A 26572-nucleotide genomic window follows, 5' to 3' on the forward strand; every position below is an offset into this window, starting at 1 on the left:
GACTCACTCCCCCACCTTGACAGTGTGTTTAGTATAATACTTATCTTTAATTTCTTCACTTTGAATCGCTTCATTCCATGGTTCACTGTATTTTTTCAATGTTTTATCCATTCGCTCATTCAAAGCCTTACGAGTTTCTTCGTTTGCTAGAACTTCTTTTACATGATCAAGGCCAACGCGCTCCATCCACTTAGAAGTCCGCTCCAAGTAATTAGCCGTTTCCCTATAGTATTGCAAATAGGCACCAGTCACTTCCATTACTTCTTCTGTCGTTTTGACTGTGCATAGCAAATCGCCAGGGCGAAGGTCAACACCGCCGTTACCGGCTACATAAATCTCCCAGCCGCCATCAATGCCGACAAAGCCGATGTCCTTGATGCCTGCTTCTGAACAGTTTCTAGGGCAAGCTGATACCCCCATTTTTACTTTATGAGGTGTATCGAGACGTTCAAATTTCTTTTCAAGCTCAATGCCTAGAGCCATAGAATCCTGTGTACCATAGCGGCAGAACTGGGCGCCGACACAGGTTTTGACCGTACGAAGTGTTTTTCCATAGGCATATCCTGACGGCATATCGAGCTCTTCCCACATACCTGGCAGGTCTTCCTTTATGACACCGAATAATCCAATTCGTTGTCCTCCTGTTAATTTTACTAGAGGAACGTTATATTTTTCAGCAACTTCGGCAATTTTTTTCAAATCTGCTGCGGTAGTCACCCCGCCATACATTCTTGGAACAACAGAATAAGTTCCATCCTTTTGGATATTTGCATGCATTTTTTCATTAACAAGACGGGAATCACGGTCATCCTTATACTCATCCATGTAAATCATGCCAAGATAGTAGTTAATCGCCGGACGGCATTTTGTACAGCCTTCTTCATTGTTCCATTCAAGCACGTTCATAACTTCTTTCACGCTTGTTAAGCCCTTGACTTTGATTTCTTCGAGCAATTCCTCGCGGCTTAAGGTTGTACAGCCACAAATACTAGTCTTTCCGGCCATTGCTGCATCAAATTGATGACCAATCGTATGGGCAAGAATTTGGCTGACCATCGGTTTACAGCGGCCGCAAGAACGTCCAGCATTCGTGCAATGGCTTACTTGATCAAGTGTTGTCAAGCCTTGTGTTTGAATCGCCTCTACAATCGCACCCTTTGTGACTCCGTTACAGCCGCACACAAGTTCATCATTTGGCATGGAGGCTACATCGCCGCCTGCCTCAGCGCTGCATTCAGTTTGAAAAATCGAAACACCGCTGACATCATCTTTTTTCGTCAGCATGCGGAATAGTTTTGTACTTTCTTTTGTGTCGCCGTACATCACAATCCCAACAATTCGATTATTTCTTGTTAAAACACGTTTATAAATTCCCTCAAATTCGTTGTAAACCATAATGGATTTGGTTTGGCCATCATCAAAGATTTCTCCAGCTGAGAACAGGTCGACTCCGGCAACCTTCAGCTGTGTTCCGGTAACCGATCCTGTGTAAGGTTCTGCATTTAGCCCACAAATACGGTTTGCAAGCACCTTGCCTTGTTCGTATAATGGCGCAACCATGCCATAAACAATTTCTCTATGTTCTGCACATTCACCAACAGTGTAAACACTTGGCACACTTGTTTCCATAAAATCATTTACGACGATGCCGCGGTTAACATAAATCCCACTGCTTTTTGCTACGTCATTATTGGATTTAATCCCAATAGCCATGACAACGAGATCCGCTTCCACTTCTGATCCATCCTTAAAGCGCAGACCTGTTACGCGTTCGTCGCCAAGGATTTCGACGGTTTCCTTTTCCATTAAAAAGTTCATGCCCTGTGATTCTAGTTCTGATTTCAGTAGTGATGAAGCAATTGAATCTAATTGGCGTTCCATTAAATTTGGCATAAGGTGTACCACATCGACCTTCATGCCCAGGTTCAACAATCCCCTTGCCGCTTCAAGGCCAAGCAATCCACCGCCAATTACCACAGCCTTTTTATAATGCTCGGCTGATTTGATCATCATTTCACAATCATGGATATCACGGAAACCGGTCACGCCGATTTTGTCAGCACCTGGGATTGGCAGAATAAAAGAATTCGAACCCGTGGCAATAATTAATTCATCATAGTCCACTTCATGGCTCTGGTCGCTGATGACTCGTTTTCCGTCCACATCGATTTTGACTATCTCTTCATCCGTAAATAATTGAATATTATTTTCCTTATACCAATCAAACGGATTGATAATGATTTCATCAAAGCTGGTGTCGCCCTGAAGGATGTTTGATAATTTAATACGGTTATAGTTTGGATGTGGTTCTTTTCCAAAAATCGTAATCTCAAATTGTTCTGGTGCCAGTTTGAGAATTTCTTCAATTGTCCTGACTCCTGCCATTCCGTTACCGATCATCACTAATTTTTTCATGTTGGGTCTCTCCCTATTTATTAATTACGTTTTCTCTATAGCTATATTGTAATTTCATTACTGCTTTAAATTTGTGATGTTCGTCACTTCCCAATCATCTTTGTGAATGATTTCACATAATTGTCAAAAACCCAAGCCTTCGAGCGTCCCGCTAAACTAGAAGAGGGTGCCCATTGGGGCACCCTTTTTTAAGCCGGTTGTTTATTTTTATGCCAAAGTTGTATTCGCTTTATTTGGGAATTAAGAACCGGGACAAGTGTACCAATTATAGCAACCGGGACAAGTTCCCATATTACCAATGGCGGGGTGATCAGAATGCCGGATCTATTTATCGCAAACAAGACAAGAAAGTAAGCTAAACTGCCCGTTAGCCCTGCAACCCAGTTGGTCTTTTTAAAAATGAAAAAGCAAAGCGGAATTAATATAATCGTAATCGGGACATACGAAGTTGGGTAGCCGACGGCGAAAAAGATCGTTTTCCCCACAAATCTGAGCAGGATATACAGTGCTGCAGCCGCAACAGGAATGGAAAAATCGCGGTAAATCCTAATAATGATAACCGTTAAGGCAGCTACCATTATCACAGAATAAATCGGATACACCCATTCCGGAATGCCGCCAAAAATTTGGGAGGCTGGATCCGATATTAAATCTAATATTTCTTTTGAGGCAATCGATTTTCCATGGATGTACTGATTATAGGAAATAGCCCCATTTTCCTGCTGCATGTTCGGAAACATAAAACATTCAAGGAGAAACATCGCAAACCACGTGTGCATCGACTTCCATGTCGGTTTCACGTCCCGGCTAAATATAAAATATCCCCGCCAAACTCCAAAGATCATTATATCGGTGGCAATGTAATAAATAAAATGGGTCGGACTCCATGTTGTTAAATCAATGCCGTAGGCAATATGATAAGTAAAATCTAAGGGAATCCCAATTAAAAATAACGCATAGCCAATGGTAATCAGGTTTCTAGAAAAGCGATCCATGTGCTTAGTCTGCCGCCACTCTTGGAAGAGCAAAATTGCTCCTAGAGCAAAACCTAATGTATTAACAATATGGGGTATGGAGTATTCTTCGAATAAATATTTAAAATGATAGGATGCATCCCATGCGGAACCAATGAATTTTAATAAAAAGGCAATTACCCACAAACGATAATATTTCATATATACCTTCTCCCTTCGCCTAGCCAAGTAAATCAAATATGTCCCCGTATATCGCGATGAGGACATAATTAATCACTATGGCAATTCCAAACGTAATTCCCGCGATCCGCACCTTCTTTTGTGTAAATAGTCTATACATAAAGATAATTCCAGAGCTGACAACAAAAACATTGCATAGTAAAAAGGTCCAAAGTAAATTTTCACTATGTGCAACCGCTGTAACATGTAACAAATAGAACGGTATCACCTGGCCAGTTCCTCCAATAATAATTACTTCTTAATTTAATGACGAATTATTCCTTTAAATTGTTTCAATTTTATTGTGACTTCTTTATATTAACATTATTTTTGCTATGGTCGACTTGTTGTTGTCAAAAAGTCCTTGCATTGGTGGAAATAGGGAATGTATATTTAGTAGAATGGAAACTGCGAAAGGAGAATGACCTTGAGATATTATATGATTGCATTCTGTCTCTTATCTACGATTCTTTTATCGGCATGTAATCCCTTAAAAGTACCAAAGTCCACGACGGGCCATCAAATGAGTGCTGTGCCAACAGACGTGGTGCCGACAAATTCTGAATGGAAAATCTCGGACCATCCGAAAGCAAACGAAGATACACCAGTTTCAATATTAATCATGGACAAGACCAATACACCGTTTAAATCCTTTGATACTGTTCATGAGAAAAAAATGCATTTATTTATTGTTAGCAAGGATTTATCTTATTTTTCACATATTCATCCTGAATATAAAGGAAATGGGGAATTCTTTTTTAAAACGGATTTTCCGGCTGGAGGAGATTACAAACTCATCTCCGAATTTACCCCTAAAGGCGGTGGTGACCCAAGTATGGAAAGCCACTGGCTGCAGATTGAGGGTTCAGCAGCAAAGGAAGTGCCTCTCGTCGCTGATAAAAAGCTAACAAAGGTGGTGGAAGATAAAAAAGTATCCCTTTCGTTTGAAAATCTGACCGCTGGAAAAACTTCGCATATGACTTTCACCATTCGTGATGCCCAAAACAATAAACCGATTAAAACTCTTGAGCCCTATTTAGGGGCAATGGGACATGCTGTTGCGATAAGCGGCGATGCCCAAAAATACTTACACATTCATCCGATGACGATGAAAGGGAATGGACCAAAGGTTACGTTTATGACCATTTTTCCTGAAAAGGGAATCTATAAAATCTGGGGACAATTTCAACAAGACGGGAAAGTTTTCACGGTACCATTTGTGGTGAAGGTTCCTTGATTTTGAATGAAGGACTTTTCTATAGTTTATTTGGAGGATATGTTCCTCCATACAGCTTATGAAAGACATTTCACTAGTTTTTTTGTTAGTTTTTGTCCTTCATCCGTATTATGAAGGACATTTCGCCAGCTTTCTTTAAAGGTTTTGTCCTTCATTGACACCTAAGCAAAAAACCTCTTCTCAAATCTTGAGAAGAGGTTTCATATTTCTTAATACATTTCAGAAGTAGTTTTCGCTTGCATGTGAAGCAATAGGTAGTCAGGGCCGCCTGCTTTTGAGTCAGTTCCTGACATGTTGAAGCCGCCGAATGGCTGGTAGCCAACGATTGCGCCTGTACATGAACGGTTGAAGTACAGGTTACCAACATGGAAATCTTCACGAGCTTGCTCTAAGTGGGCACGATTTTTCGTGATAACGGCACCTGTTAAGCCATACTCAGTGTTATTGGCAATTTCAATTGCTTCAGTGAAATCCTTCGCTTTAGTGAAACCAACAACTGGGCCAAAGATTTCTTCCTGCATAATGCGGGCATCTGGAGCAAGGTCCGCAATAACAGTTGGCTTGATGAAGTAACCTTTAGAGTCATCTCCTTCGCCGCCGGCCATTAACTTACCTTCCTGCTTACCAATTTCAACATATTCCATAATCTTTTTGAACGCACTATTGTCGATAACTGGACCCATGTAAGAGCCCTGCTCAGTTGGATCTCCCATAGTTAATTGGTTCGTTAACTCAACAACGCGATTTAAAACTGTATCGTAAACATCTTCAACGATAACTGCACGAGAACATGCAGAACATTTTTGGCCGGAAAAACCAAATGCGCCAGCAACGATAGATTGTGCTGCAAGCTCTAAATCAGCTTCAGAATCAACAACGATCGTATCTTTACCGCCCATTTCAGCAATTAGACGCTTCATCCACACTTGACCAGGATTCACTTTTGAAGAACGATCGAAAATACGAAGTCCTACATCACGTGAACCTGTGAAGCTGATGAAACGAGTATCCTTATGGTCAACTAAGTAGTCGCCTACTTCAGCGCCGCTTCCTGGCACAAAGTTTAGTACGCCTTTAGGAAGACCGGCTTCTTCCATAACTTCCACGAATTTAGCAGCCACAATTGGCGTTGTAGAAGCTGGTTTTAAAAGAACTGTATTACCAGAAACGATTGCCGCAACAGTTGTTCCAGCCATAATCGCTAATGGGAAGTTCCATGGAGAAATGATGATGCCTACTCCTAATGGAATATAGTCATAGCGGTTAAATTCGTTTGGACGGCTATTAACCGGTACTCCATTTTTCATTGCAAGCATTTGGCGCCCATAATATTCTAGAAAGTCAATTGCTTCTGCAGTATCAGCATCCGCTTCTCTCCACGGCTTTCCTGCTTCTTTTGTTAAAAGTGCAGAGAATTCGTTTTTACGTCGGCGAATGATTGTTGCTGCTTTGAAAAGCACATCCGCTCGAACCTCTGCCTTTGTCTTTTTCCAAGTTTTAAATGCTTCTACCGCCGCCTGCATTGCTTTTTCAGCAAGCTCTTTGTTCGCTTTTGAAACGCGGCCAATCACTTCTTCTTTATTAGCAGGATTGTAAGAAACAATTTTATCTTCTGTCGTAACCTTCTCTCCGCCGATAACAAGAGGATAATCCTGTCCTAAATAACCTTCTACTGTTTTTAACGCATTAAGATAGGCCTGACGGTTTTCTTCTGTTGTAAAATCTGTGAATGGTTCGTGTTTGTATGGTTGTACCATTATTCTAAAACCCTCCTATGTATAAAACGTTTACACCCAATGTTCATTCTACATGATTCATTTATCAGTATCAAATGATAAAATTTTAAAAAAAGACCGGCGCAAAAGCCGGTCTTCTACTGGTAAATATAAACAAATGGTTCATCTTCGTTTGCCTTGCGGACAATTAACGCTTCAGGCCCGTCGACTGACGTAATACTTACAGAAACAGAAATATATTTAGGGAAATGTTCCATCACCAAACCTGTCAAATACTGGGTAAAACCAATTCCTTCTGTTTTCCCATAAAATTGAATAGGAATGGTTATATTTAATTCCTGGAGCTGATCTCCAACGTAAAATGCTTTGCCAATGACACCATTAAAATTAGGAAAATATTCTTCAACATCCTGCTTAAAGTTTAAGAAGGCAATCACATCATCACGATGATCTTCCTGGGCATCTGTTGAAGGGAATAAATAGTATTTTTCATTTCCTTTTTCCCAATCATTTAATGTCTGGCTGCCTTTGTCAACGGTTGAGTAAGCAATATATCTGCCAGGAATAACAGAAGATTTGCTCTGCTGCATAAATAAACCAATCGTAATCGGTACATCGGCTAAATTTTTCATCGCCCGCATCCGCTTTACGACTTCCTCAGCCATCTTCTTGCCTTCCCTTTCCATTTCAGCATAATCAATTTTTTTCTCATAAACAGGACCATCTTTTACGGTTTGATAGTAGTAGATGGAATTGAGGGCAAGTCCAATCGAAACACCGCCAAGAGACACATTTCCCTTATCGTCTTTCGTTAAATAATCATGTTCTAAGATATGAGCCAAATAAACCGGTGATGTTGGTTCAGCACCAGACGCCGCTGTATTTACAGGGTTTAGCCCGATATTTTCTGTGGCTTTAAGGCCTTCATCCTTTAATTGTGGATCCGTAAATTTACGGTTTAACCAAAGTCGTATCGTCTTTCCTTTAATTTCCTGACCTTCACGAAAATAATACTTATCAGTACTGAAACTATTTTGGGCGATTCGCATTAGTCCCGTTTCAAATTCGTTCAGGTCATAGCGAGTATTAATATTATTCACGACCAACCCGCGCGCTTCCCCAGGCTCAAATGGCAGGATGGTCCGGTAATAATTGTCTGATATATTATATTTAGGAATAATCGCCTTCCCTTTTACTTTCTCCTTTGATTGAACCACTTCATTTTGCTTCTGAAAATTCGGTGCACAGGCACTCAGCAAAAAAACAAAGGAGAGAGCAAGCAATGAGAGCTTTCTCACGTCGATAACACCTCTTACTACTTATTTAATTCTACTAAAAGCTTCTCCTCATCCCAAACTTCAATTCCCAGTTCTTGCGCCTTGGCTAACTTAGAGCCGGCATCTTCACCCGCGATGACGAGGTGGGTTTTCTTACTTACGCTGCCCGCCACATTGCCGCCAAGCGCTTCAATTTTTTCCTTCGCTTCATTTCGCGATAATTGCTCAAGCTTTCCTGTTAAAACAACCGTTTTTCCCGCAAAAATAGAATCCGATTCTTCAGCGGAAACAGGTTTTGCTCCTTTGTATTCCATATTGACTCCGGCAGTGATTAATCCTTGGATGAGCTCACCAGCCTCCTCTTGTTCAAAAAAGGCTACAATCGAATCGGCCATTTTATCACCGATTTCGTTAATGGCGATTAATTCATCCTTCGTAGCAGATGCCAGCACATTCATAGTACCAAAGCTTATTGCCAGCGTCTTGGCTGCTTTCGCCCCAACATGACGAATTCCTAACCCAAAAAGCAGCTTTTCGAGGGAATTACTTTTCGAAGCCTCAATGGCCTTTAATAAATTAGAAACAGACTTTTCACCCATTCGTTCAAGGGCTAATAGCTGATCGCGGGTAAGCTTATAAATATCAGCAACATCACTGATTAACTTTTCGGCAAAAAGCTGGCTGATCACCTTTTCGCCAAGTCCATCGATATTCATCGCATCTCTTGAAACAAAATGAATCAAGCCCTCGCGAATTTGGGCCGGACATTTCGGGTTAATGCACCTAAGGGCTACTTCCCCTTCAAGCCGGACAAGGTCGCTTTCACATTCTGGACAATGGGTCGGCATTTGGAAATCCCTTTCCTCACCTGTCCTTTGGTCAGCCAATACATTGACCACCTCTGGAATGATATCGCCTGCTTTTTTCACGACAACCTTATCGCCAATTTTAATATCTTTTTCACGGATTAAATCTTCATTATGCAAGGAAGCACGCTGCACGGTTGTTCCTGCTACTTTAACAGGCTCTAGAATGGCTGTTGGTGTAACTACACCTGTTCTTCCAACACTTAACTCGATATCCAAAAGCATTGTTACCACTTCCTCGGCCGGAAACTTATAAGCAATCGCCCAGCGCGGGCTTTTAGCCGTTGTTCCGAGTGCACCTTGCTGCTCTAAAGAATCAACTTTTATGACGATACCGTCGATTTCATATGGAAGCCCCGGGCGCTTTTCCACCCAGCTATTGACGAAATCAATGACATCATCAATCACCAAGCACTTTCTTCTTTCTTTATTCGTTTTAAATCCAAGATGGTCTAAGTAATCAAGACCTTCACTATGCGAAACAACGCCGCTTTCTCCGGTATTGCCAATGCCGTATAAAAAGACATCCAGTTTTCTCGAAGCAGCAATCTTCGGATCTAGCTGTCTTAGTGAACCGGCAGCGGCATTACGAGGATTAGCAAACAGCTCCTCGCCGCGCTCTTCGCGAACCTTGTTCAAGGCTTCAAAGGAGCGTTTTGGCATGTAGGCTTCACCTCGTACCTCTAGCGATACATTTTCCCGTAAACGGAGCGGAATCGATTTAATGGTTTTCAGATTCGAGGTAATATCTTCGCCAATCGTTCCATCCCCACGGGTCGCCCCTTGAACAAACAGCCCTTCTTCATATCTTAACGAAACGGCAAGTCCGTCAATTTTCAGTTCACAAACATAGGAAAAATCATCGCCTACTGCCTGTCGGATGCGGCGGTCAAAATCCCTTAAGTCCTGCTCATTAAAAGCATTCCCAAGGCTGAGCATCGGCGTCCGGTGCTCGACTTTTTCAAATACATCCAGAACGGCACCGCCCACTCGCACCGTAGGTGAATCTGGTGTTTTATACTGCGGAAACTTTTCTTCAAGCTCCTGTAATTCCTGCATCAGCCGATCATATTCAGAATCAGGAACGGTCGGCTCATCCAGCACATAATATTCATAACCGTATTGATTTAATAGGGTTCTAAGTTCATTAATTTTCTGCTCAGCGATTTGAAGGTCCATATACCCAGCCCTTTCATTAACATTTCAATCTTACGCTTTTTTAATTGGTGCGAATTTGGCGAGAAGGCGCTTGATGCCCACTGGACTTGGGAAGGCAATATCAAGCTCCGTCCCTTCTCCTTGGCCTTTTACACTTACGACAGTCCCTATACCCCATTTACCATGCTCGGCTTTATCGCCAACCTTCCAGCCAAGTTCATCTCCTCCGGAAGAGGCTGAAACTGGGCGCATGACGGGTTTTCGAGGTGCGGATGGGGTGCCAAATGTGCTTCCTCGGCCGCCAAATGAAGTGCCTGATGATCCAAATGACCTTGAGCTGCCAAATGGGGACGACTGGCGTTTTTCTGGTTCTACACCCTCTAAAAGGTCTTCCGGAATTTCGCTGATAAATCTAGATGCTGGGTTCATATTGGTTCGTCCGAACAAGGTTCTCATTTGGGCATTGGTTAAGAACAAGCTTTGCTCTGCACGTGTAATACCCACATAGGCAAGGCGGCGTTCCTCTTCCATTTCTACTTCTTCCATAAGCGAGCGGCTGTGTGGAAACACACCTTCCTCCATGCCAATCAAGAAGACAATCGGGAATTCTAAGCCCTTGGCTGAGTGCAGTGTCATTAGCGTAATCGAATCCGCTTTTTCGCCCTCTTCATCCAATGCATCAATGTCGGCTACCAAGGCTAAATCTGTTAAAAAGGCAATCAGACTCTTATCCTCGTTCGTATCTTCAAAGTTTTTGGTTACAGATAATAATTCCTCAAGGTTTTCTAAGCGGCTTTGTGCTTCCAATGATTTTTCTGCTTTGAGCATTTCCTTGTAACCAGTCTTATCAAGAACTTCTTCAACAAGCTCTGTAACGGATAAGAACTCCTGCATATTTGTATAATTGCGAACTAAGTCGCGGAATTCACTTGCGGCTTTCGTAATCTTAGGACTTACACCAATCAATTCAATGGAATCGAGTGCCTGATAGATGGAGATATCATGCATCGCTGCAAAATTAGCAATCTTATCAAATGAGGTTGAGCCAATTCCCCTTTTCGGTACATTGATAATCCGCTGCAGGCTGATGTCATCATCCGGATTGGAAATCAAACGCAAATATGCCAGCATGTCTTTAATTTCTTTTCTGTCATAGAATTTTGTACCGCCCACAATCGAATATCCGATGTTCGATTTAAGCAGCACTTCCTCCATAACACGGGACTGAGCGTTTGTACGATAAAGAATGGCAATGTCTGTTAGTTTATTTTTGTCATCACGGGTTAGTTCCTTTATTTTTCCTGCAACGAATTGAGCCTCAGACTGTTCACTATCAGCACGGTAATAAACAATTTTATTACCTTCCGGGTTTTCGGTCCAAAGATTCTTCGCTTTTCGGTTCAGGTTATTTTCAATAACCTTATTAGCCGCCATGAGAATCCTTTTGGTCGAGCGGTAGTTTTGCTCAAGCAGGATGACGGCAGCGTTCGGATAATCTTTTTCAAAGGAAAGGATATTGGCAATATCCGCCCCGCGCCAGCGATAGATGGACTGATCGGAGTCCCCGACAACACATAGGTTTTTGAAGCGCATCGCGAGCATTTTTACGAGCATATATTGGGCTCTATTGGTATCCTGATACTCATCGACATGGATGTATTGGAACTTTCGCTGATAATATTCAAGCACCTCTGGAACCCTTTGAAATAACTGAATCGTCGTCATAATCAGATCATCAAAATCGAGCGCCTGATTTTTGCGCAGCCGCTTTTGGTATTCTGTGTAGACCTCACTTACGGTTTGTTCAAAGAACCCGCCTGCAGTTTTCGCATATTCTTCTGGGTCAATCAATTCATTTTTTGCAGAACTAATCGCGCCTAATAGCGCCCGCGGGTCAAACTTCTTCGGGTCAAGATTTTTTTCTTTAAGAATCCCTTTAATGACTGATTGCTGATCAGTTGTATCAAGGATTGTAAAATTGCGGTTAAAGCCCATCCGGTCGATATCCCTGCGTAAAATACGTACGCACATCGAGTGGAAGGTCGAAATCCAGATTTCTTCCGCTGCTCCCCCCATCATTTTCCCGATTCTTTCTTTCATTTCGCGTGCAGCTTTGTTGGTAAAGGTAATTGCTAAAATGTTATATGGGTTTACTCGTTTTTCAACTATTAGATACGCAATGCGATGCGTTAATACTCTTGTTTTTCCACTGCCTGCTCCTGCCATTAATAAAAGCGGACCATCCGTTGCTTTTACTGCACTCTGCTGCTCTGGATTCAGGCCATTCAAAAGCTTATCCGTTAAATATTGCATAATTCCACCACCATTACAAACATTTGTTCTTATTTTTATTTTATCGTTCCTTGCATTCAAGCGCAAATTTCTACCGAACGCTTTTCACCGTTTCTAAGGCATTTTCAAAGTTGTCATAAAGTGCGTTGCCAACGACAATCACGTCGGCATGCTTGGCCATTTCTGCAGCTTGTTCCTTTGTAGAAATACCGCCTCCATAAAAAAGAGTTGTTTTTTCAAGAACCTTTTTCACGTCTGCTACGAGATTCACATTTCCATATTTGCCACTGTATTCAAGATAAAAAATCGGCAGCTGAAACATTTTTTCTGCCATCATCGCATAGGCCTTTACATCTTCGTTGGTTACGCTGGAATTGGACGCGGTTAGTTGGGCAGCTTTGCAAGCTTCATTCAAGATGCAATAGCCCTCCATGACTATTTCATCCCAGTCCATAATCTCACCGAATTCCTTTACAGCTTGATGATGAAGCCCTGTGATCCACTTCGTATCACTGCTATTTAAGATTGTTGGGATAAAATACAGGTCAAAACCCGGTGTTACGGTTTCAATGTTGGAAACTTCCAAGACGCACGGAACGGTATACCTTCGGATTCTTGCCATTAAATCAAGGACATTTTCAAGGGTCACTCCATCTGTTCCGCCGACCATCACGGCATCGGTGCCTGATTCACATATTTTTTCTAACTGGTCGTCTGAAATTTCTTTATTTGGATCGAGTTTAAACACGTGGCGCCACTCGCGAAAATCATACATTAAAGGATTCCTCCATTACATAAGTCCATTACACCATTATATCATTAGCCCATTCGATAAAAAAATAAAACAATGAAACTAGTTTTAGAAATGATAACCAATCAAAAAGAAAAGCGGAAGCGCCTTGACCATGGGCTGGACAAAAAGAAAAACCGAAGAGTCTCTCTCCGGTTTGTTTATACTTCTTCCGCTTTGCTGTTTTCTTCTTTAATTCGTTCCAAAACCATTTCATACGTATCATTTCCAAAATTCAAGCAGCGTTTAACCCGTGAAATCGTAGCGGTACTTGCGCCAGTTTCAGTTTCAATTTTGTGGTACGTATTTCCCTCACGGAGCATTCGGGCAACATCTAAACGCTGGGCAAGAGACTGAATTTCATTGATTGTGCACAAATCATCAAAAAATCGGTAACATTCTTCTAAATCCTTTAATGAAAGCACTGCTTTAAATAATTGATCGAGCTCTTTTCCCCGTAATTTATTTATTTGCATATACTTTACCCCTTTTAGTTAATTTACATTAAATGAAACACTTTTTTGTAGTCCAGGATTGGTTGGAACAACATTGACCCATGTTTTCCCCGGTACTAAACGAACCTCTTCCCCATCCTTGATTGGAACAATTAAACCGTTCTTATTCTTCCATTCTACCTCGATTACTTTCCCTTTTTGCAGCAAATTACCTTTTCCGCCAGATTTAAGATCAATATCCCGGCGTCCATACGAATCAATCACTTGATGAACGGCTTCAATGATAAAAATATTATCGAGTAGCACCGGTTCCTCCGTATCTAAATCAACCGTTTGTTCTCCGCCTGAGAAGCGCTTATATTTGCCTAGTGTACTGTCATACTCGTAGGTTGAATCAGAAATCGCACTTTTTGAGTAGGAAATCATGACGGATTTGGCATCATTTCCTGTAATATTTTTGCTTTCTTCCTCTGTATAAAACTTAAAAGCCGGTGGACTTTTTTCCATTGAGTAATGTTTTTGTTCGGCGCCCTTTAAAATATTGTCATAGGTTATATAGGAGTTATGAGGTGCTTTCCGTGTGCTTGATCGTTTAAATAGCGTCCCATCGTAGACCATTCCATTCAAATTATCGATATAATTCCCTTCAAGCATTTTCTTTGCTTCCTCACTCCAGCCGTGTGCAACATACAGAGCATTCAACCCTTTAGCAAGTTCGATATAATAATCCCTTGCACTTCGGACAGGACCGATATTCGCCGGCTTTTCACTTTGAAAAACGGCCAGGAAACGGGTGATATCCCCCTCTGCCAGCACTTCATAGACGATATCAGCCTTGTTCAATCCCGACTGCGGTCTTGCTTTTGGATGATTATTAACCATTACTGCTACAGCTCTTCCATCGACAGCGGTCTTAGACCTAATACCAGTCAGCGGGAAAAAATAAGGGTCCTCTTGCTTCTGTTCATCTTTTTCCACTACTTTGTCAACTACTTCGTGCTTTTTTTCCGGCTCCTTAACCTTTTCCTTGTTACTGCAGCCAGAGAACAGTAAAAGGACAGCTGCCATGGCAACAGCCCACTTTTTCATCTATGCAACACCCCGAATTCCATCCTTGATGTTAAACGCTTTCACACTTTAACCCTTTACCTAATTACAGTTTAACGCATTATCGAAGGAAAGAGAACTGTTTTATTCATTACATCATACATCCCTTGCTGTGTAACGCGAATGTATGGTAAATGAGTAGAAGAAAAGAACAATAAACTGTACATCAGATCGGAAAAAGAATAACCTCTGGCCGCTAGCTCTTCAAACAATCTTTTTTCCTGAATCATTAATTCTTCTACCGACGCCTCAGACATGATTCCGCTTAACTTCAGCGGCAGCTCGCAGACAATCTCGGCGTTCTCCATCACTACTATCCCGCCGCCCTGCTCTTTCATTCTATTAAAAGCATGAAGCATATCTTGTTTATTTTTTCCTATTAAAATAATATCTCCTGTATTCGAAAACGAGCTTGCTAAAGCAGAAAGCTTGGTTGCAAAGCCTTTTAAGATAGTATTAATCCGCCATTTTCCTTGCCGGTCAATTAATGTAAAAAAGCATTCATCATGATTGGTTGGCAGTTCATCACCGGAAACATCAATCGCGATCGAATAGGGTTTTGTGATAACGGAATTCTCCATTTTCACTCCAAAGGGCATCGAGAATTGCAAATCATCCATTGTTAATTCCCAATCCAGCTCCATTGGCTTTAATCCATATGGAGCCCAATTGATGGAAGGATAAGCGTCTTCTACCTTCACACCATCACGCTTCACCCATTTCCCCTTAGCAAGAACGGAAACAGGTGTTGGATTTTCGATACTTGATAAAAAGTTAATATTGGCAACACGGCCAGTAGCAATATTACCATGTAAATGATCAATATTGTAGTATCTAGCGATATTTACAGTTGCCATATTATAGGCATCAATAACAGGAACTCCCTTTTCAATCGCAATCCGAATCATTTGATCGGTGATTCCCTCTTCGTAAAAAATCGATGAAGAACCATCCGTATTAAATAATAGTCTATCATATGCCTCGATGCCTAATCGTTTCATGTCATCCAATATTTGCGGAAGATCTGGGCGCAGGGAAGAGTACCTGAGCGACACCATATATCCCTGCATCAGGCGATTGTAAACGTCCTCACCTGTCATCGCTTCATGGTCACAATCAGCGCCTAAAAGCATCATTTTTGCTAATGTTTTTTCAGAAGCACCTGGAAAATGACCTTCGATTTGCTTGCGCATCCGCTTTGCTTCTTGAATCCAATGCAGCATCATATCATCGCCATCAAGCAGCTTCGGCCAGCCGGTCAGCTCGCCTCCCTGAAGGACAGCGTCGTGCTCAAGCCAGGACTTAATATTACTGTGTGAAAAAATTTCTTCTTCATGCAAAACCTCAGTTTGCGAATCAAAACGGCACCACCAAAACATCGTTGTTGGAATCGAACGAAGGTCCTTTAATAATGAGAACGCTTCCTTTTTTTTCATATTTAAAATCAGGGCCATATTGTCATTAATTAACGTCGTGGTTCCAAACTGTGATGCATAGGCTGCAAATGTATGGGGATTATATAAATTAAATGGATGAGCATGTGGTTCAATGTATCCTGGTACAAGGATTTTGTCCGTACAATCAATGATTTCACAGTTTTTTACATTAGCTGGCAGATTCTCGCCAATATACACAATCCGATCTTCGCAGATCCAAATATTAGCACGCATCCATTTGCGAAAGGTCTGATTTAAATACAAAGCATTTTTCAATAATATGGTGGGAGACGTTTTCCCATCCAAAACGGACACATGCATGCGTAAGTGTTTATTTTTCCAGCGATAGCGTTGTTCCAGCATACAAAATCCCTCCCTTTTTAAAAAACTATTTATATAATAAAATCTTGATTTATCAATAAAGAAAGCCCTTACAAAATTTCTTTAGATACTATACTATCATACTTTACAGTTTAAAGCAGTAAAGAAATGATAAATATTGTAAAAATATTGTGAAGGAGTGAACAAAATGAATATCAGACCAAATATCGGCCTATTAAACGCATTAATTCGGATTACCCTTGGTCTAACTGTTCTTGCATGGAGTACCTCTAAATTGGTGAAGCATCCGTGGCGGGATTCCTATTTATTCGTGGCTTTATGCGGAGCGATGAAGGTGGCTGAAGGGATTGTACGCTATTGTCCTATAACAGCACTTTGTGAAAAATGCCAAGGGATGATTGAGGAACACAATCATGCGGATGATTCAATGGATGGGATGGAAGGAATTGAGGTTCCTTATAATCCGACCTGAAATCAAAAAAGGGCGGCCGCGAACGGTCAGCCCTTTAATTGTAGTTAAGTACAACTCAAAAAACGTTCTCAATAGCCTTTGTACCGATATCTTTTCGATAAAAGACACCGTCACAATTTAATTTTTCAAGCTCAGCATAAACCTTTTTCTGCGCTTCAATTAAGTTTTCAGCTTTTGCTCCTACTAATAGGACTCTGCCCCCAGCTGTAGTGAAATCTCCTGCAGCATTTTTCCTCGTTCCCGCATGGAAGGTGAATAAACTTTTATCAATTTCACCCAATCCATGTAAAACAGCACCCTTTTGGTATTCATCCGGATAACCCTTCGAAGCGACCACCACACCGACCATGGACTGGGAATCCCATTCAAGGACCGGAACACCGCCATCTAGAAGTTCTAGGATCACAGCCACTAAATCTGACGACAGTCTCGGTAAAATTACCTGTGTCTCCGGATCACCGAAGCGAGCATTAAATTCTATCACCTTTGGACCTTCAGGTGTAGCAATTAAGCCCGCATACAAAATACCGCAAAAGCTTCTGCCTTCCTCAACCATCGCTTTGGCCGCAGGACGAAGAACTGTTTCAACAGCCGTTTGAACCATTTCCGCACCAATTTGCGGAACTGGTGAATAGGCACCCATCCCACCGGTATTGGGCCCCTGGTCTCCATCAAAGGCTCGCTTATGGTCCTGTGCAATCTCAAGCGGAATAACCACTTCTCCATTCACAAGAGCCATTAACGAAAACTCTTCCCCGCTTAAAAATTCTTCAATAACCACTCTTGAGGATGCGGCACCAAATTTCGCTCCAACAAGCATGTCCTCCAAGCTTGCTAAGGCTTCCTCTTTGGTCATTGCCACCGTTACACCTTTACCTGCCGCTAAGCCGTCTGCTTTAATGACAATCGGTGCACCCTTTTCCTCTACATACTGACGCGCATTCTCAATAGAAGTAAACACTTCGTAATCAGCTGTTGGAATCTGGTACTTCTTCATTAATTCTTTCGCAAACGATTTGCTTCCTTCAATTTCGGCAGCGGCTTGGCGTGGTCCAAACACCTTTAAGCCTGCTGCTTCGAACGTATCAGCCAACCCTTCCAAAAGTGGAACTTCAGGGCCGATAATCGTTAGGCCTATGTTCTCTTCTTTCGCAAATTGCAGGAGCTGCTCGCAGTTAGATTCTTGGATTGCAATAAGCTCCGCCACATCAACCATGCCGTCATTACCAGGAGCTGCATACACTTTTTCTACAAGCGGGCTTTCATTTACTTTACGACATATGGCATGCTCTCTTCCGCCGCGGCCAATGATTAGAACCTTCACCATATTTCCCCCTTAGTGTTTAAAATGTCTAACTCCTGTAAATACCATCGCAATTCCGTATTCGTCTGCTTTTTTGATGGAATCGGCATCGCGAATGGATCCGCCAGGCTGAATAATTGCGGTAATTCCTGCTTTCGCAGCAGCTTCAACGGTATCATCCATTGGGAAAAACGCATCCGAGGCAAGTGCGGCGCCTTCCGCTTTACTGCCTGCCTGTTTCAGCGCAATTTCTGCTGAGCCCACGCGGTTCATTTGACCGGCACCAATTCCAAGTGTCATGTCTTCACTTGAAACAACGATAGCATTTGATTTCACATGTTTTACTACCTTCCAGCTAAGCTTCAATGCCGCCCATTCCGCCTCTGTCGGCTGTCTTTTAGTTGGAATGGTGATTTCGGCATGCTCTAATGTGAAGCGATCCTGTTCTTGGACGAGTAACCCGCCTTCGATCGTTGTCATCTTCATTTCTGCTTTTGGTGCTTGCTCGAACGGAATCGTTAATAATCGTAAATTCTTTTTCGCAGTTAAAATCTCTAATGCTTCCTTAGTGAAAGAAGGAGCAATGATAATTTCTAAGAAAATCTCATGAAGTTTCCCAGCCGTTTGTCCGTCGACTTCACGATTAAATGCAATGATTCCCCCAAAAATCGATACTGGGTCCGCTGCGAACGCTTTTTCAAACGCCTCAAAACCAGTTTTCCCTGTCCCAACACCGCACGGATTCATGTGCTTAACAGCAACAGCTGCAGGCTCTGTAAATTCTTTAACAATTTGCAGGGCGGCATCGGCATCATTGATATTATTATAAGAAAGCTCTTTGCCATGAAGCTGTTCGGCATTTGCAATCGAGAACGTAGAGCCTAATGGCTTTTTATAAAAAGCAGCTTGTTGATGCGGATTTTCTCCGTACCTGAGTGTCTGCTTTAATTCATATGTAACCGTCAATTTTTCAGGAGTTTCTTCCTGAGCAAGATCGGTCATATATTCTGCGATTAAAGCATCATAGGCAGCGGTATGGCGGAATACTTTCGCCGCAAGCTTTCTTCTCGTTTCAAGCTTCGTTGAACCATCTGCATTTAATTCAGCCAGAACCTTTTCATAATCAGCAGGGTCTACAACTACTGTGACATATTGATGGTTTTTTGCAGAAGCGCGGAGCATCGTCGGTCCGCCGATATCAATATTCTCAATCGCATCCGCCACCGTTACATCCGGTTTTTCAATCGTTTGCTGGAATGGATAAAGATTCACGCAAACAAGCTGAATTGGTGTAATGCCATGCTCATCAAGCTGTTTTTGATGGTCCTTCTCATCATGCTTTGCAAGTAAACCGCCATGAATATATGGATTTAATGTTTTAACACGGCCTTCTAAAATTTCTGGAAACCCGGTAACATCACTGACACCGAAAACCGGAATCCCCTGCTCCTGAAGCATTTTCTTTGTCCCGCCGGTTGAGATGATTTCAAAGCCTAAACGATCTAATTCTCTAGTAAATTCGCTAACTCCACTTTTGTCAGATACGCTAATTAACGCTCGCTTTTTCTGCATATAAAACCTCTCCTTGTGTAATAAGCATTTGTAGAATCGATGGATATAGCTTATGCTCAATCGCCTGAATCTTCGTGGTTAAACTTTCTCTTGTCTCGTTTTCTTCAATTCGCACTCGTTCCCTGACAATAATCGGGCCTGTATCCATTCCAGCATCGACAAAATGAATGGTTACGCCGCTCCATTTCGCTTTCGCTGCTAATGCCTGGCCTATCGCATCTTTACCTGGAAAGTCTGGCAAAAGGGAAGGGTGAATGTTCACGATTCGCCCTTCGTACTCTTTTAATAAGGTCGGTCCAATCAGACGCATGTACCCGGCAAGTACAATCAAGTCCACTTTATTTTCCTTCAGCAGTACAGATATTACTTTTTCATAGTCTGCCTTTTCAAGATAGTCTTTAGGATTAAAAATAAAACAAGGTATCCCTGATGCTTTTGCTCTTTCAATGACGTAAGCACCTGGCTTATCACAAACCAAAAGTGCTAGGTTTGCAGTAAGCACCCCGGATTGAACAGCGTCAACGATCGTTTGAAAATTGCTTCCGCTTCCTGATGCAAACACGGCGATTTTCTTCATCGACGGCCACCTAAACCTTTAATGGCTATACCTTCTTGATCGGTCACGACGCCTATTTCATAAGCTGTTTCACCACATTGACGGAAATATTCCAACAGTTCCCCCGCATCATCTTGATCCACAGCAACGACCATGCCAATTCCCATGTTAAAAATATTATACATCTCTTTATAATCGATTTGTCCAACCTCAGAAATCAATTTGAAGATATTCGGGATCTGCCAGCGTTTTTCATCCAACTCCGCACCTAAACCAGCAGGCAGCATTCTTGGAATGTTCTCGATAAATCCGCCCCCCGTAATATGGGCCATTCCTTTTAGGTTAAACTTTTCAAGCGCAGACAAAATCGGCTTTACATAAATTTTTGTTGGTTTTAATAATTCTTCCCCTAATGTACACCCGAGTTCGTCGACGAATTCGATTAATGACCAATTGTTAAACACTTTCCTGACGAGAGAGTAGCCATTGCTGTGGATCCCGCTAGAAGGTAGCCCGATCAGCACATCTCCCGGCTTAATCGTTTCTCCGTTGATTAGACGTGATTTCTCACATGCACCGACTGTAAATCCAGCCAGGTCATATTCATCCTCACGGTAAAGTCCCGGCATTTCCGCCGTTTCCCCTCCAATCAGAGCGCAGCCTGCCTGTTCACAGCCATCCGCGATTCCTTTCACAATGGCCTCGATTTTTTCAGGAACAGCTTTCCCGCAAGCGATATAATCGAGGAAGTATAACGGTTCTGCCCCTTGCACCACAATATCATTCACACACATAGCCACCGCATCGATACCAATCGTATCGTGCTGATCCATCATAAAAGCAATCTTCAGTTTCGTGCCGACTCCATCGGTGCCTGACACCAGTACTGGTTCTTTCAAATTTAACGAAGAAAGATCAAACATGCCGCCAAAACCGCCGAGACTGCCCAATACACCGTTTCTTGCTGTTCTTTGAACATGCTTTTTCATCCGATCGACTGCTTCATAGCCTGCTTCGATATTTACTCCTGCTTGTTTGTATGCATTTGCCAAAAGTCGTCAGCCCCTTTGATAATAGTACTGAAGTGTATCAGGATATATTTCTGTCGGATAATTTCCAGTAAAGCAGCCAAGACAAAAACCACCATTACCGTCCTGCCCAAGCGCTTTTACCATACCATCTAAGCTTAAAAAGGTTAATGAATCCGCCCCAATCAGCTCTCTAATTTCCTCTACCGATTTATCCGAAGCAATTAATTCTTCTTTAGTTGCCGTATCAATCCCATAAAAACACGGGTTTTTAATCGGTGGAGAACTGATGACTACATGTACCTCTGTCGCTCCCGCATCTTTAAGAAGTGAAACAATTCTTCGACTCGTCGTACCGCGGACAATGGAATCATCTACCATAACAACCCGCTTACCCTCAACGACACCTCGGACAGCCGAAAGTTTCATTTTTACTCCCTGCTCACGTAATGCTTGTGAAGGCTGGATAAACGTCCTGCCAACATATTTATTTTTAACTAAGCCCATTTCATAAGGAATGCCAGCTGCTTCGGCATAACCGATCGCTGCTGAAATGCTGGAATCAGGAACACCTGTGACAACGTCAGCTTCAATCGGCGCTTCTACTGCTAGTCTTTTACCCATGTTTTTACGGGCCGTATGGACATTAATCCCCTGGATATTACTATCCGGCCTTGAAAAATAAACATATTCCATCATGCACATGGCTTTAGTGGAACTAACAGCAAATTGTTCGGATGTCAGCCCCTTCTCGTTAATGATTAGTAACTCTCCAGGCATGATATCACGGATGTATTCAACTCCGACTACATCAAAGGCACATGTTTCTGAAGCAACAACATAAGCATCGCCGAGACACCCGAGTGAAAGCGGCCTAAGTCCATGAGGGTCAAGCGCCACCATTAACTCGTTTTCCGTCATTATTAAATAGGCATACGCACCCTTTAACATTGAAAGGGCATTTTTCACGCGGTCGTTCATATTGGCAAAGCCGCTTCTTCTGATTAAATGCGCCAGTACCTCTGTATCCGAACTTGTTTGAAAAATACTTCCCTGGGTCTCAAGCTGATGTTTTAAGGAATTCGCATTAACGAGGTTCCCATTGTGTGCAAGCGCCAGACTGCCGCTTTGCGAATGGAACAGGAGCGGCTGGACGTTTTCGTAACCGCCGCCCCCTGCTGTCGCATAACGGACATGGCCGATGGCTGCCGTACCCGTTAATTCTTTCATCGCATCTGCTGTAAAAATCTCCGTTACCAGCCCTTCGCCCTTAACCCCTTTTAAGGTTTTGCCATCAGAGACAACAATACCCGTCCCTTCTTGCCCGCGGTGCTGAAGGCTGTGTAGCCCGTAATAAGTAAGCTGGGCGGCGTCTGGATGACCCCAAACGCCAAAGATACCGCACTCTTCGTTTAATCCCTTGATTTCAGCAAGCATGGGATGGCTCCTTTCCAGGCAGCTTTTAATTCTTCAACTGTGCTCTCAAGTACTGTTTCGCTATCCGTTTTGACTTTTACTGTACCTGAAAGATTTACTTCTCCGATCAATTGAGCATTAACTAAACTTTCAAACTCTACTTGGTGCTCTTTTTTAACAGATAACAAAAAGCGTGATTGTGTTTCACTAAATAGGGCAGAAACTGGATTTTCGGCGATTTTCACTTGTGCACCAAGTCCGTTACCGTTAAATAAGGATTCTGCTAATGCTACAGCTAGACCGCCTTCTGATAGGTCATGGGCAGACTGAACTACCCCGGCACGAATCGCAGCCAAAACTTGATTTTGTCTTTCTTTTTCCAAGGTCGTATTTAATGCTGGGGCTTTGCCAAATACCTTGCCGTAAACTAGCTTTTGTAATTCGCTGCCCCCGAACTCTTCTTTTGTTTCCCCTAGGAGGTAAATAAGGTCGCCATCATTTTTGAAGTGTTGAGTCGTAATATGGTCTAAATCCGTAACAAGTCCTACCATCCCAATCACCGGTGTTGGGTAAATCGCAGTCCCGCTTGTTTCATTATAGAGGGATACGTTTCCGCCAATGACAGGTGTTTCAAGGACGCGGCAGGCTTCACTGATTCCATCGGCTGCTTTTTCAATCTGCCAAAATACTTCCGGCTTCTCCGGGCTTCCAAAGTTAAGGTTGTCAGTAATTGCTAATGGTTCTGCACCAGAGCAGACAATATTACGAGCTGCTTCTGCAACGGCAATTTTTCCGCCGGTTTCCGGGTCTAAGTACACATAGCGGGAATTGCAATCAGTTGTCATCGCTAAGGCCTTGCGGGTGCCGCGAATTCTGACTACAGAAGCATCCGACCCTGGTGCCACAACTGTATTTGTTCGGACCATGTGGTCATATTGCTCATATACCCATTCTTTGCTGGCAACGGTAGGCTGAGCTAGGATATTCACTAATGTTTCTTTCAAATCAGCAACTGGCGGAATTTCATTCTCCATCGCTTGGAACTCTTGGAAATAAGCCGGCTCCTGCGATGGCTTTTGATAAACCGGCGCATCCTCGGCCAAGGCATCAACCGGAACATCGGCAACGATTTCACCTTGATGGATTAAGCGCAGCTTTTTATCATCTGTAACCTTACCGATGGCAACCGCTTCTAAATCATATTTATCAAAAAGATCCTTGATCTCTTGTTCTCTTCCTTTTTTAACAACAATCAGCATCCGTTCCTGTGATTCTGACAGCATCATTTCATAGGCTGTCATTCCCGTTTCACGCTGCGGGACGAGGTCAAGATTCATTTCGATTCCCATTCCGGCCTTGCTCGCCATTTCTGCTGAAGAGCTGGTAAGACCGGCTGCTCCCATATCCTGAATGCCGACAAGGGCATCGAAGTGAATTAACTCAAGACAGGCTTCTAAAAGCAGCTTTTCCATAAACGGGTCGCCGACCTGAACAGCTGGACGATCTTCATTTGAGTTTTCTGTCAATTCTTCGGAAGCAAAGGTTGCACCATGAATGCCATCACGGCCCGTTTTGGCGCCAACATACATGACCGTATTTCCTTCTCCGTGCGCTTGGCCTTTTTTAATATCTTTATGGTCGATGAGACCGACACACATCGCATTAACAAGCGGGTTCCCTTCATAGCATGGTTCAAATTGGATTTCGCCGCCAACAGTTGGAATTCCGATACAGTTTCCGTAACCGGCAATTCCGGCTACAACTTCTTTAAATAGGTAGCGGACCCGTGCTGTATCAAGTTCACCGAAACGAAGTGAGTTTAATAGAGCGATTGGACGGGCACCCATCGAAAATACATCGCGGATGATGCCGCCAACACCGGTAGCTGCGCCTTGATAAGGCTCGATAGCGGATGGATGGTTGTGGCTTTCAATTTTGAATACGACCGCCTGGCCGTCACCAATGTCGACAATTCCCGCACCCTCTCCAGGGCCTTGAAGGACTTTCTCACCCGTTACAGGAAACTTTCTGAGGACCGGCTTGGAGTTTTTGTAGCTGCAGTGCTCGGACCACATGACCGAAAACAAGCCTGTTTCCGTATAATTCGGAGTCCGGCCAAGGATGTTTTCAATCATTGTAAATTCCTCATCGGACAAACCCATTTGCTGATATAATTTCTCTGCTTTCACTTGTTCTGGATTTGGCTCAAGCTTTAACAACATTTGCTTCCCTCCATGACTTTACAATTGATTGAAATAACTTTAATCCGTCTGCTCCGCCCAAAAGTTCATCTACGGCTCTTTCAGGGTGCGGCATCATGCCTAGAACGTTTCCTTTTTCGTTGGTGATTCCAGCTATATCTTCTAAACTACCGTTTGGATTTTGCTTATAGGTAAAGACGATTTGGTTATTCGCCTTTAAATTTTCCAGCGTTTCTTCATCACAGTAATAATTTCCTTCACCATGGGCAACAGGAATCGTTATCGTTTGCCCTTCTTCGTATGCGGCAGTAAAAATCGATTGATTGGTTTCGACCTTTAATTCCACTGGTTTACAAATAAACGAAAGGCTTTCGTTGCGGCGCATAGCCCCTGGAAGCAAGCCTGCTTCTAGAAGAATTTGAAAACCGTTGCACACGCCGAGAACAGGCTTGCCAGCTTCAGCCGCTTTGACGACTTCTTTCATGACCTTGCTGAAGCGGGCAATAGCGCCCGTGCGGAGGTAGTCTCCATAGGAAAAGCCGCCAGGAAGAAGAATTCCGTCAAATCCTTCTAAGCTCTCAGTATCATGCCACACATATTCGACCTCTTCACCAAGCTCATCTTTGATGGCATGGTACATGTCGACATCACAATTGGATCCCGGAAAGACGATGACCGCAAACTTCACTGTGCGACACACTCCTCTACTTCATATCGGTAATCTTCGATAACCGGATTGGCAAGTAAACTTGTGCAAATTTCATTGATTACCTCATGAATATCACGTTCTGATTTTTCTAAAGTCAATTCCATATATTTTCCGATGCGGACGTCTTTTACTTCGTTATAGTTTAAGGAATTTAAGGAATGTGTAACTGCTTTCCCTTGCGGATCTAAGACACTTTCTCTTAATGTAACAAACACCTTTACTTTATACATGCTGACGTCCTCCAAGTCTTGTTAAGATATTTTCATAGGCTTCTGTTAAACTTCCTAAATCGCGGCGGAATACATCCTTATCGAGCTTTTCATTTGTCTCTTGATCCCACAGTCTGCAGGTGTCAGGAGAAATTTCATCAGCCAGCAGGATTTGACCCTCACTGTCTTTCCCAAACTCTAGTTTGAAATCAATAAGGCGAATCCCTAGTTCTTTAAAAAAGCTTGATAAAACTGTATTAATTTGAAGTGCTTTTTCTTTTAATACTGTGAGTTCATCTGTTGTTGCTGCCTTTAGTTCAAGAATGTGATCAACTGTTACTAGCGGGTCGCCAAGCTCGTCATTTTTGAGGTAGAACTCAACTAATGGCGTTGTCAGCTGTTTGCCCTCTTCGATTCCCAATCTTTTGGATAGACTTCCTGCAGCCACATTGCGAACGACCACTTCGAGCGGGATGATGGTGACTTTTTTCACTAGCTGTTCGGTTTCCGAAGTCTTTTTGATAAAGTGTGAGTCAATTCCATGTTCTTTAAGCTTTAAAAATAGCAAACTCGTAATCTCGTTATTTAAACGGCCCTTGCCATTGATGTCTGCCTTCTTTTGCCCGTTGAAAGCAGTAGCGGAGTCCTTGTATTCGACTAAAACAACTTGTTCATCGTTAGTTGCGTAAATTCGTTTAGCTTTGCCCTCGTATAGTAGTTCACTCATTATGGTCACTCCTTGTGTTCGCAATATTGGGAATCTTCAATATGAAGAGGGGCACTTTCAATGCCCCTCTATTTT

At 42.7% G+C, this 26572-nt stretch carries 22 protein-coding genes; 2 read left to right on the forward strand and 20 right to left on the reverse strand.

What is annotated here, in order from left to right; genetic code table 11:
• Positions 1-3: 3 nt before the first annotated feature.
• From nirB to ACIFOT_RS25150, 3 genes are all read right to left on the reverse strand, one after another.
• On the reverse strand, positions 4-2415 hold the full coding sequence (gene nirB / locus ACIFOT_RS25140; RefSeq protein ID WP_430069410.1) for a nitrite reductase large subunit NirB: 2412 nt from the start codon (positions 2413-2415) through the stop codon (positions 4-6).
• Between the two features lie 188 nt (positions 2416-2603).
• A complete protein-coding gene (locus ACIFOT_RS25145; RefSeq protein ID WP_430069413.1) occupies positions 2604-3590 on the reverse strand; it encodes a hypothetical protein in 987 nt (328 codons plus the stop codon).
• 19 nt (positions 3591-3609) lie between these two features.
• Positions 3610-3837: a hypothetical protein gene (locus ACIFOT_RS25150; protein ID WP_430069416.1), complete on the reverse strand. Its 228-nt coding sequence runs from the start codon at positions 3835-3837 to the stop codon at positions 3610-3612.
• 198 nt (positions 3838-4035) lie between these two features.
• Here ACIFOT_RS25150 and ACIFOT_RS25155 point away from each other — a divergent pair, with 198 nt between their 5' ends.
• Positions 4036-4845, forward strand: a complete 810-nt coding sequence (locus ACIFOT_RS25155; RefSeq protein ID WP_430069418.1) for a hypothetical protein — start codon at positions 4036-4038, stop codon at positions 4843-4845.
• A gap of 209 nt (positions 4846-5054) precedes the next feature.
• On the opposite strand, the gene pruA is transcribed toward ACIFOT_RS25155, so the two are convergent.
• The 8 genes from pruA to ACIFOT_RS25195 form a co-directional block, all read right to left on the reverse strand.
• Positions 5055-6602: an L-glutamate gamma-semialdehyde dehydrogenase gene (pruA, locus tag ACIFOT_RS25160; RefSeq protein WP_430069420.1), complete on the reverse strand. Its 1548-nt coding sequence runs from the start codon at positions 6600-6602 to the stop codon at positions 5055-5057.
• A gap of 116 nt (positions 6603-6718) precedes the next feature.
• Positions 6719-7879, reverse strand: coding sequence for a CamS family sex pheromone protein (locus ACIFOT_RS25165; protein ID WP_430069422.1), 1161 nt, complete (start codon positions 7877-7879; stop codon positions 6719-6721).
• A gap of 17 nt (positions 7880-7896) precedes the next feature.
• The gene (ligA, locus tag ACIFOT_RS25170) at positions 7897-9903 is read right to left on the reverse strand and encodes an NAD-dependent DNA ligase LigA (RefSeq protein WP_430069425.1); all 2007 of its coding nucleotides are present in this window, start codon (positions 9901-9903) and stop codon (positions 7897-7899) included.
• A gap of 30 nt (positions 9904-9933) precedes the next feature.
• Entirely contained in the window at positions 9934-12195 is a 2262-nt protein-coding gene (gene pcrA / locus ACIFOT_RS25175; protein WP_430069427.1) for a DNA helicase PcrA, read from the reverse strand.
• Between the two features lie 70 nt (positions 12196-12265).
• Positions 12266-12949, reverse strand: a complete 684-nt coding sequence (locus ACIFOT_RS25180) for a heptaprenylglyceryl phosphate synthase (RefSeq protein WP_430069430.1) — start codon at positions 12947-12949, stop codon at positions 12266-12268.
• A 176-nt stretch (positions 12950-13125) separates the two neighbouring features.
• Positions 13126-13440, reverse strand: a complete 315-nt coding sequence (locus ACIFOT_RS25185; RefSeq protein WP_430069433.1) for a YerC/YecD family TrpR-related protein — start codon at positions 13438-13440, stop codon at positions 13126-13128.
• Between the two features lie 18 nt (positions 13441-13458).
• Positions 13459-14508: a DUF3048 domain-containing protein gene (locus tag ACIFOT_RS25190; RefSeq protein ID WP_430069436.1), complete on the reverse strand. Its 1050-nt coding sequence runs from the start codon at positions 14506-14508 to the stop codon at positions 13459-13461.
• Positions 14509-14579: 71 nt separating this feature from the next.
• Positions 14580-16325, reverse strand: a complete 1746-nt coding sequence (locus ACIFOT_RS25195; protein WP_430069438.1) for an adenine deaminase C-terminal domain-containing protein — start codon at positions 16323-16325, stop codon at positions 14580-14582.
• Between the two features lie 166 nt (positions 16326-16491).
• Between ACIFOT_RS25195 and ACIFOT_RS25200 the strand changes: the two genes are divergently transcribed.
• Positions 16492-16776 carry a YgaP family membrane protein gene (locus ACIFOT_RS25200; protein ID WP_430069441.1) on the forward strand — a complete coding sequence of 95 codons (285 nt, stop codon included), beginning with the start codon at positions 16492-16494 and terminating at the stop codon, positions 16774-16776.
• 55 nt (positions 16777-16831) lie between these two features.
• Here ACIFOT_RS25200 and purD read toward each other — a convergent pair whose 3' ends face one another.
• From purD to purC, 9 genes are read right to left on the reverse strand one after another with little or no spacing between them, the layout of a single operon-like run.
• On the reverse strand, positions 16832-18100 hold the full coding sequence (purD, locus tag ACIFOT_RS25205) for a phosphoribosylamine--glycine ligase (protein WP_430069479.1): 1269 nt from the start codon (positions 18098-18100) through the stop codon (positions 16832-16834).
• Positions 18101-18112: 12 nt separating this feature from the next.
• Positions 18113-19651, reverse strand: coding sequence for a bifunctional phosphoribosylaminoimidazolecarboxamide formyltransferase/IMP cyclohydrolase (gene purH / locus ACIFOT_RS25210; protein ID WP_430069443.1), 1539 nt, complete (start codon positions 19649-19651; stop codon positions 18113-18115).
• The gene (gene purN, locus ACIFOT_RS25215) at positions 19626-20228 is read right to left on the reverse strand and encodes a phosphoribosylglycinamide formyltransferase (RefSeq protein ID WP_430069446.1); all 603 of its coding nucleotides are present in this window, start codon (positions 20226-20228) and stop codon (positions 19626-19628) included. Before purN ends, purH begins: the two co-directional genes overlap by 26 nt.
• A complete protein-coding gene (gene purM, locus ACIFOT_RS25220) occupies positions 20225-21259 on the reverse strand; it encodes a phosphoribosylformylglycinamidine cyclo-ligase (RefSeq protein ID WP_430069448.1) in 1035 nt (344 codons plus the stop codon). Before purM ends, purN begins: the two co-directional genes overlap by 4 nt.
• Positions 21260-21265: 6 nt before the next feature.
• Complete coding sequence (gene purF / locus ACIFOT_RS25225; protein WP_430069451.1) at positions 21266-22672, reverse strand: amidophosphoribosyltransferase; 1407 nt, start codon at positions 22670-22672, stop codon at positions 21266-21268.
• Positions 22648-24873: a phosphoribosylformylglycinamidine synthase subunit PurL gene (gene purL / locus ACIFOT_RS25230; protein ID WP_430069454.1), complete on the reverse strand. Its 2226-nt coding sequence runs from the start codon at positions 24871-24873 to the stop codon at positions 22648-22650. Before purL ends, purF begins: the two co-directional genes overlap by 25 nt.
• On the reverse strand, positions 24857-25540 hold the full coding sequence (gene purQ, locus ACIFOT_RS25235; protein ID WP_430069457.1) for a phosphoribosylformylglycinamidine synthase subunit PurQ: 684 nt from the start codon (positions 25538-25540) through the stop codon (positions 24857-24859). Before purQ ends, purL begins: the two co-directional genes overlap by 17 nt.
• Entirely contained in the window at positions 25537-25791 is a 255-nt protein-coding gene (gene purS / locus ACIFOT_RS25240) for a phosphoribosylformylglycinamidine synthase subunit PurS (protein WP_430069460.1), read from the reverse strand. Before purS ends, purQ begins: the two co-directional genes overlap by 4 nt.
• Positions 25784-26497 carry a phosphoribosylaminoimidazolesuccinocarboxamide synthase gene (gene purC / locus ACIFOT_RS25245; protein ID WP_430069463.1) on the reverse strand — a complete coding sequence of 238 codons (714 nt, stop codon included), beginning with the start codon at positions 26495-26497 and terminating at the stop codon, positions 25784-25786. Before purC ends, purS begins: the two co-directional genes overlap by 8 nt.
• Positions 26498-26572: the final 75 nt, after the last annotated feature.

The organism is Neobacillus sp. NRS-1170 (genome assembly GCF_050468025.1).

What these genes read in the sequence shown, in the direction of transcription:
- ligA (WP_430069425.1), bottom strand. Translation starts at nt 9,903, where the DNA reads ATGGACCTTCAAATCGCTGAGCAGAAAATTAATGAACTTAGAACCCTA.
- ACIFOT_RS25185 (WP_430069433.1), bottom strand. Translation starts at nt 13,440, where the DNA reads ATGCAAATAAATAAATTACGGGGAAAAGAGCTCGATCAATTATTTAAA.
- ACIFOT_RS25190 (WP_430069436.1), bottom strand. Translation starts at nt 14,508, where the DNA reads ATGAAAAAGTGGGCTGTTGCCATGGCAGCTGTCCTTTTACTGTTCTCT.
- ACIFOT_RS25145 (WP_430069413.1), bottom strand. Translation starts at nt 3,590, where the DNA reads ATGAAATATTATCGTTTGTGGGTAATTGCCTTTTTATTAAAATTCATT.
- ACIFOT_RS25195 (WP_430069438.1), bottom strand. Translation starts at nt 16,325, where the DNA reads ATGCTGGAACAACGCTATCGCTGGAAAAATAAACACTTACGCATGCAT.
- purS (WP_430069460.1), bottom strand. Translation starts at nt 25,791, where the DNA reads ATGTATAAAGTAAAGGTGTTTGTTACATTAAGAGAAAGTGTCTTAGAT.
- purF (WP_430069451.1), bottom strand. Translation starts at nt 22,672, where the DNA reads ATGCTTGCTGAAATCAAGGGATTAAACGAAGAGTGCGGTATCTTTGGC.
- purC (WP_430069463.1), bottom strand. Translation starts at nt 26,497, where the DNA reads ATGAGTGAACTACTATACGAGGGCAAAGCTAAACGAATTTACGCAACT.
- ACIFOT_RS25180 (WP_430069430.1), bottom strand. Translation starts at nt 12,949, where the DNA reads ATGTATGATTTTCGCGAGTGGCGCCACGTGTTTAAACTCGATCCAAAT.
- nirB (WP_430069410.1), bottom strand. Translation starts at nt 2,415, where the DNA reads ATGAAAAAATTAGTGATGATCGGTAACGGAATGGCAGGAGTCAGGACA.
- purH (WP_430069443.1), bottom strand. Translation starts at nt 19,651, where the DNA reads ATGCAGAAAAAGCGAGCGTTAATTAGCGTATCTGACAAAAGTGGAGTT.
- ACIFOT_RS25200 (WP_430069441.1), top strand. Translation starts at nt 16,492, where the DNA reads ATGAATATCAGACCAAATATCGGCCTATTAAACGCATTAATTCGGATT.
- purL (WP_430069454.1), bottom strand. Translation starts at nt 24,873, where the DNA reads ATGTTGTTAAAGCTTGAGCCAAATCCAGAACAAGTGAAAGCAGAGAAA.
- purN (WP_430069446.1), bottom strand. Translation starts at nt 20,228, where the DNA reads ATGAAGAAAATCGCCGTGTTTGCATCAGGAAGCGGAAGCAATTTTCAA.
- pcrA (WP_430069427.1), bottom strand. Translation starts at nt 12,195, where the DNA reads ATGCAATATTTAACGGATAAGCTTTTGAATGGCCTGAATCCAGAGCAG.
- pruA (WP_430069420.1), bottom strand. Translation starts at nt 6,602, where the DNA reads ATGGTACAACCATACAAACACGAACCATTCACAGATTTTACAACAGAA.